A 5902-nucleotide genomic window follows, 5' to 3' on the forward strand; every position below is an offset into this window, starting at 1 on the left:
CCCCCCCCCCCCCCCCCCCCCCCCCCCCCCCCCCCCCCCCCCCCCCCCCCCCCCCCCCCCCCCCCCCCCCCCCGGCGCCCCCCCCCCCCCCCCCCCCCCCCCCCCCCCCGGCGGCCCCGCCGCATCCCGAGGAACGTGCACGCGACAGCCTCGTGCACGGTGTGAAACCGGACCGGAGAGACGGCACCGCCCGCCGCCTCTCCGGTCCTTCCGCATGCCCGCACCCCCCGGGCCCCAGCCCAGAACCGTTCCCACCCTGACCCGCCCACGACCGAACACACCCACACCCACGCCCACACCCGAACAACCCACCCGGCCCCCACAGCAACCCCGCAAGCCACTAGCTGCAAGCCACAAGCCAGCAACCCTCAGAAGGCATGAAAAAACAGGCCCCGGAAGACTCCGAAACCTGTACGTCCAACCCCCGGCCCAAGACCAGGCCACTCCCACCCACCCCACCCACGACACCCCCACCCCGAACCGTACGAGCACCTACTCAGTCACGGCCTACCCCGCCACCACCAACCAGCAACAACAACCGAGGAAACACCCTCACCCAACCCCAACCCCAACCCCAGCCCGAACCCGAACCCGAACAACCAACCGCGCGATCCCACCGCTCCCCAGCCACAGCCGAGCAGCAACCCAACGAGACGCCTTCTACCTAAGCCGCATTGACTCTCCCCCAGCTAACGCCGGGAGGTGCCCCCAAACAACGAGACGCCTTCTGTCTAAGCCACATTCACGCGTTGCCCCGGCGGCGCGGCCTCCAGCCAGGCCAAGAAGCCGGTCAGGGCGTCCTCGCTCATTGCGAGTTCCAGTTGCGTGCCCCGGTGGGAACAGGCCAGCACGACCGCGTCCGAGAGCAGGGCCAGCTCTTCCTCGCCTTGTGGGGTGCGCCGGGCGATGACCTCGATGGCCGAGCGTTCCAGGAGGCGGCGCGGGCGGGGCGCGTACGAGAAGACGCGGAACCACTCCACCCGGTCGCCGCTGTAACGGGCGACCCCGTACACCCAGCCCTTGCCGCTCGGCTCGCTGGCCGCGGCGTCCTGCTCGCCGCGGACGGTCACGTCCCAGCGCAGACTACAGTCGAAGGTTCCTCCGGAACGCTGGATCAATCGCCTTCGCAAGCCGAAGACGAAGAGTCCCAGCAGCACGAGTACGACGACCGCGCCGCTCACGAGCAGAGCGAGGACCATCTTTACCGACCTCCTCGCATCATCCGGAAAACCCGCACCTGCATCGCCTCAGCCGCGGACCGCTGGATCAAGGTCCAGCGGGGTCCGCGGCTGAGGATCGTACGTATCGGTGGCCGGCTCAGTGCGCGCCCGCCACCGCGCGCAGTCGGACCTCGGCGCGCCGCTCGGCGGCGTCGTCCGCCTCCGACTTGGCACGCTCCAGCGCCCGCTCGGCACGCTGAACGTCAATCTCGTCAGACAGCTCTGCGATCTCCGCGAGCAGCGACAGCTTGTCGTCGGCGAACGAGATGAACCCGCCGTGCACCGCGGCGATCACCGTCCCGCCGTCGCTCGTACGGATGGTCACCGGGCCCGACTCCAGCACACCGAGCAGCGGCTGGTGGCCGGGCATGACGCCGATGTCACCCGATGTGGTGCGCGTGATGACCAAGGTGGCCGCGCCGGACCAGACACTCCGGTCCGCAGCGACCAGCTCGACGTGCAGCTCAGCAGCCAACGTGGCTCCTCGGGTCGACACCCGGCAGGTGTGCCGGGTGTTGGGTCGAATTCTAGTGGGCGTGCGGGGAGGGGCGGGACACACCCGCCCCTCCCGTTACGTCAGCGTCAGGCGACGCCCAGCTCCTTGGCCTTGGCCTTGAGGTCGTCCAGGCCACCGCACATGAAGAACGCCTGCTCGGGGAAGTGGTCGAACTCACCGTCGGCGATCGAGTTGAACGCGCTGATCGACTCGTCCAGCGAGACGTCCGAGCCGTCGAGGCCGGTGAACTGCTTCGCCGCGTGGGTGTTCTGCGACAGGAAGCGCTCGATACGACGGGCGCGGTGGACGGTGAGCTTGTCCTCCTCGCCGAGCTCGTCGATGCCGAGGATCGCGATGATGTCCTGGAGGTCCTTGTACTTCTGGAGGATCCCCTTGACCCGCGAGGCGCACTCGTAGTGGTCCTGCGAGATGTACCGCGGGTCCAGGATGCGGGACGTCGAGTCCAGCGGGTCCACCGCCGGGTAGATGCCCTTCTCCGAGATCGGACGGGAAAGCACCGTCGTCGCGTCGAGGTGCGCGAAGGTGGTCGCCGGGGCCGGGTCGGTCAGGTCGTCCGCGGGGACGTAGATCGCCTGCATCGAGGTGATCGAGTGACCACGGGTCGAGGTGATGCGCTCCTGGAGGAGGCCCATCTCGTCCGCCAGGTTCGGCTGGTAACCCACCGCGGACGGCATGCGGCCGAGCAGCGTGGAGACCTCGGAGCCGGCCTGCGTGAAGCGGAAGATGTTGTCGATGAAGAACAGCACGTCCTGCTTCTGGACGTCACGGAAGTACTCGGCCATGGTGAGGCCGGCCAGCGCGACGCGCAGACGGGTGCCCGGGGGCTCGTCCATCTGGCCGAAGACCAGCGCGGTCTTGTCCAGCACGCCCGAGTCGGTCATCTCGTCGATGAGGTCGTTGCCCTCACGGGTGCGCTCGCCGACACCGGCGAACACGGAAACGCCCTCGTGCAGCTTGGCCACACGCATGATCATTTCCTGGATGAGGACGGTCTTGCCGACGCCGGCGCCGCCGAACAGACCGATCTTGCCGCCCTTGACGTACGGGGTCAGCAGGTCGACGACCTTCAGGCCGGTCTCGAACATCTCCGTCTTCGACTCAAGCTGGTCGAAGTCGGGGGCCTTGCGGTGGATCGCCCAGCGCTCGGTGACGTCCTTCTCGGCCTCGGGCTCGTTGAGGATCTGGCCGAGGGTGTTGAACACCTTGCCCTTGGTGATGTCACCGACCGGGACGGTGATGCCGTCGCCGGTGTTGGTGACGGCCGCCTGACGGACCAGGCCGTCGGTCGGCTGCATCGAGATGGCGCGGACCATGCCCTCGCCCAGGTGCTGGGCGACCTCAAGGGTCAGCGTCTTGAGCTTGCCGTCCTCGGCCGGGTCGGCCACCTCGACGGTCAGCGCGTTGTAGATCTCCGGCATCGCGTCGACGGGGAACTCCACGTCGACGACCGGGCCGATGACCCGCGCGACGCGGCCAGTGGCCACGCCGGCAGGAGCGGTCGGCTCAACAGTGGTGGTCATATCAGTCACTCCCCGCGGTCGCGTCGGCCAGGGCGCTCGCGCCACCGACGATCTCGCTGATTTCCTGGGTGATGTCGGCCTGGCGGGCCGCGTTGGCAAGCCGCGTGAGCGACTTGATGAGTTCTTCCGCGTTGTCGGTCGCCGACTTCATCGCGCGGCGCGTGGCGGCGTGCTTGGAGGCAGCCGACTGGAGCAGCGCGTTGTAGATCCGGCTCTCGACGTACCGCGGCAGCAGGGCGTCGAGGACGTCCTCGGCCGAGGGCTCGAACTCGAACAGGGGCAGGATCTGCTCCTTGCCCGCGCCCGAGGTCTCCGCCTGCCCGGTCGCCTCTTCGAGGCTCAGCGGCAGCAGCCGGGCGTCGACCGGCGTCTGCGTCATCATCGACACGAACTCGGTGAAGACGATGTGCAGCTCATCCACACCGCCCTCGGCCGTCTCCGTGGTCACGGCCTCGATGAGCGAGCCGGCGACCGCCTTGGCGTCCGCGTACGTCGGGTTGTCCGTGAAGCCCGTCCACGACTCCGTGACCGGACGGCCCCGGAAGCTGTAGTAGGACACGCCCTTACGGCCGACGATGTACGACAGGACCTCCTTGCCCTCGGCGGTGAGCCGCTCGGTGAGCTGCTCGGCCGCCTTGATGGCGTTGGAGGAGTAGCCGCCGGCCAGACCGCGGTCGCTCGTGATGAGCAGCACGGCGGCCCGCGTCGGACGCTCCACCTCGGTGGTCAGCGGGTGCTTGGTGTTGGACCCGGTGGCCACTGCACGGACGGCGCGGGTGAGCTCGTTCGCGTACGGCGAAGACGCGTCGACCTGACGCTGCGCCTTCACGATGCGCGACGCGGAGATCATCTCCATCGCCTTGGTGATCTTCTTGGTGGCGGTGACGGACTTGATGCGGCGCTTGTATACCCGTACCTGGGCGCCCATGCTCAGCCCTCACCCAGCAGCTTGCCGTCCGAGGTCTCGAACTGCCGCTTGAAGGAGGCGATGGCGTCGGCGACGGCCTGGAGGGTGTCGTCCGACATCTTGCCGCCCTCGCGGATCGAGGTCAGCAGGTCCTTGTGCTCCCGGTGCAGGAAGTCGAGGAGCTCACGCTCGAAGCGGCGGATGTCCTGGACCGGAACGTCGTCCATCTTGCCGGAGGTGCCGGCCCAGATGGAGACGACCTGGTCCTCGGTGGAGAACGGCGCGTACTGGCCCTGCTTGAGCAGCTCGACCATGCGCTTGCCGCGCTCCAGCGACGCCTTGGACGCCGCGTCCAGGTCGGAACCGAAGGCGGCGAACGCCTCCAGCTCACGGAACTGGGCGAGGTCCACGCGGAGCCGGCCGGAGACCTGGCGCATCGCCTTGTGCTGGGCCGAGCCACCGACTCGGGAGACCGAGATACCGACGTTCAGCGCCGGCCGCTGGCCCGCGTTGAACAGGTCCGACTCCAGGAAGCACTGGCCGTCGGTGATGGAGATGACGTTGGTCGGAATGAACGCCGACACGTCGTTCGCCTTGGTCTCGACGATCGGCAGACCCGTCATCGAGCCGGCGCCGAGGGCGTCCGAGAGCTTGGCGCAACGCTCCAGGAGCCGCGAGTGCAGGTAGAAGACGTCACCCGGGTAGGCCTCACGGCCCGGCGGGCGACGCAGCAGCAGGGACACGGCGCGGTAGGCGTCGGCCTGCTTGGAGAGGTCGTCGAAGACGATCAGGACGTGCTTGCCCTGGTACATCCAGTGCTGACCGATGGCCGAGCCGGTGTACGGGGCGAGGTACTTGAAGCCTGCCGGGTCGGACGCCGGAGCCGCGACGATCGTCGTGTACTCAAGGGCGCCCGCCTCCTCCAGCGCGCCGCGCACGCCGGCGATGGTGGAGCCCTTCTGGCCGACGGCGACGTAGATGCAGCGGACCTGCTTCTTGGGGTCGCCGGAGCGCCAGTTGTCACGCTGGTTGATGATCGTGTCGACGGCCAGCGCGGTCTTGCCGGTCTGCCGGTCACCGATGATGAGCTGGCGCTGGCCGCGGCCGATCGGGGTCATCGCGTCGACGGCCTTGAGGCCGGTCTGCATCGGCTCGTGCACCGACTTACGCACCATGACGCCGGGGGCCTGAAGCTCCAGGGCGCGCCGGCCTTCGGTCTCGATCTCGCCGAGGCCGTCGATCGGGTTGCCGAGCGGGTCGACGACGCGACCCAGGTAGCCCTCGCCAACGGCGACCGAGAGGACCTCACCGGTACGGGTGACCGGCTGCCCCTCCTCGATGCCGTTGAACTCGCCGAGGACAACGGCGCCGATCTCGCGCTCCTCAAGGTTGAGGGCGAGACCAAGGGTGCCGTCCTCGAACTTCAGCAGCTCGTTCGCCATGGCCGAGGGCAGTCCCTCGACCTTCGCGATGCCGTCGCCGGCAACGCTGACCGTACCGACCTCCTCGCGCGAGGCCGCGTCCGGCGTGTACGCCTGGACAAAGTTCTCCAGTGCGTCCCGGATCTCCTCCGGCCGGATCGTGAGCTCCGCCATCTGGGTTCCCTGCTCTCCTTGTTGGGCCCGAAGTTTTTTCTGGGGGGTCTGGGGGCTACCCCCCAGAGGACTCAGTCGGCCCAACTCGGGCCGCTAGCAATGCTTGTTGAGTTGGTGGCTGGTCAGCCGGCCATCCGCCGGGC

The 5902-nt window shown here is 68.7% G+C and carries 5 protein-coding genes; all 5 read right to left on the reverse strand.

Features of this window, described 5'->3' with window-relative positions; all coding sequences use genetic code 11:
- Positions 1–731: 731 nt before the first annotated feature.
- Complete coding sequence (locus AAHZ94_RS27165) at positions 732–1199, reverse strand: DUF2550 domain-containing protein (protein WP_349996050.1); 468 nt, start codon at positions 1197–1199, stop codon at positions 732–734.
- 118 nt (positions 1200–1317) lie between these two features.
- On the reverse strand, positions 1318–1695 hold the full coding sequence (locus tag AAHZ94_RS27170) for a F0F1 ATP synthase subunit epsilon (RefSeq protein WP_349996052.1): 378 nt from the start codon (positions 1693–1695) through the stop codon (positions 1318–1320).
- Between the two features lie 107 nt (positions 1696–1802).
- Positions 1803–3257: a F0F1 ATP synthase subunit beta gene (gene atpD, locus AAHZ94_RS27175; protein WP_349996054.1), complete on the reverse strand. Its 1455-nt coding sequence runs from the start codon at positions 3255–3257 to the stop codon at positions 1803–1805.
- 1 nt (position 3258) lies between these two features.
- Positions 3259–4185 (reverse strand): F0F1 ATP synthase subunit gamma, encoded by a 927-nt coding sequence (locus AAHZ94_RS27180; RefSeq protein WP_349996055.1) that lies wholly within the window; start codon positions 4183–4185, stop codon positions 3259–3261.
- A gap of 2 nt (positions 4186–4187) precedes the next feature.
- Positions 4188–5759, reverse strand: a complete 1572-nt coding sequence (atpA, locus tag AAHZ94_RS27185; RefSeq protein ID WP_349996056.1) for a F0F1 ATP synthase subunit alpha — start codon at positions 5757–5759, stop codon at positions 4188–4190.
- Between the last annotated feature and the right edge of the window lie 143 nt (positions 5760–5902).

The sequence above is a fragment of the Streptomyces sp. HSW2009 genome, assembly GCF_040240285.1.
GTDB lineage: Bacteria > Actinomycetota > Actinomycetes > Streptomycetales > Streptomycetaceae > Streptomyces.